The 966-nt window shown below is 69.0% G+C and carries 2 protein-coding genes; one reads left to right on the top strand and one right to left on the bottom strand.

Annotated features, from left to right (window positions below; all coding sequences use genetic code 11):
- Positions 1-152 precede the first annotated feature (152 nt).
- Positions 153-542 (bottom strand): heavy metal-responsive transcriptional regulator, encoded by a 390-nt coding sequence (locus O3T09_RS11790; RefSeq protein WP_101966230.1) that lies wholly within the window; start codon positions 540-542, stop codon positions 153-155.
- Positions 543-598: 56 nt separating this feature from the next.
- Between O3T09_RS11790 and O3T09_RS11785 the strand changes: the two genes are divergently transcribed.
- On the top strand, positions 599-966 hold a 368-nt coding region (locus tag O3T09_RS11785; protein WP_269295570.1), incomplete at its 3' end, for an FAD-dependent oxidoreductase.

Genomic DNA, 966 nt, shown 5'->3' with positions numbered 1-966 from the left:
GATCCTTCACCGGGACAGCGGCCGACGGCAGGCCGGAGGAATAGGCGTCGCGATAGGGTGCACCCCGCGCAACAGAACCGTTGCGAAAGGTCTAACACCCCAACGCAACAGAGTGGGCCGCCATGCGCTGCCACGGGCCCGTGACTTCGGTGTCACAGGTAGCGGCAGACATCCTCGGGGGAGCACATGGCCGGGTCGCCGGCGGCGGCGTCCTCGCGCAGGTCGGCGATCGTGGTGCGTAGCTGCGCGAGCTCGGCGAGTTGCCGGTCGATCACATCAAGGCGGGTGTCGAGCAGGTCGGTGACGTGCCGGCAGGGGGCCTGCCCCCGGTCGCGGATGTCCAGCACCTGACCGATCTGGGCCAGGGTCAGCCCGGCCGCTTGCCCCCGGCGGATGAAGTCCAGCCGGTCGAGCACCTCGGCGCCGTAGTCCCGGTAGCCCGCCGGGGTGCGGTCCGCGGCGGGTAGCAGCCCGACCTCCTCGTAGTACCGCAGGGTCTTGCTCGTCGTGCCCGACGCCCGAGCCACCTCACCGATCCGCATGCCACTCATTCTCCCCCTTGACCTTCCAGTGCACTGGAAGGTCGATCCTGAGGGCGATGAAGGAGGAGTTCATGACGGCAACGGCTAACAGCAGGTCGTATGACCTGGCAATGATCGGGTCCGGTGGGGCGGCGTTCGCGGCCGCGATCCGCGCCACCAACCTCGGCAGACGGGTGGTGATGATCGAGCGTGGCACCGTCGGCGGTACCTGCGTGAACACCGGGTGCGTGCCCTCCAAGGCCTTGCTCGCGACCGCCGAGGCCCGCCACGTCACACTCGACGCCTCCCGGTTCCCCGGGCTGCCGCTCCCCGAAGTCCGGCCGGTCGACATGCCCGCCTTGATCGCCGGCAAGGATCGGCTCGTCGGGTCACTGCGTGGCGAGAAGTACCTGGACCTGGCCACCGAGTACGGATGGGATCTCCA

The sequence above is a fragment of the Micrococcus sp. H39-S4 genome, from assembly GCF_027158145.1.
GTDB lineage: Bacteria > Actinomycetota > Actinomycetes > Actinomycetales > Micrococcaceae > Micrococcus > Micrococcus luteus.
This window is presented reverse-complemented; position numbering and strand designations above follow the sequence as displayed.

Excerpts from the sequence above, each read along its gene's own strand:
- O3T09_RS11790 (WP_101966230.1), bottom strand. The coding sequence starts at position 542 with ATGCGGATCGGTGAGGTGGCTCGGGCGTCGGGCACGACGAGCAAGACC.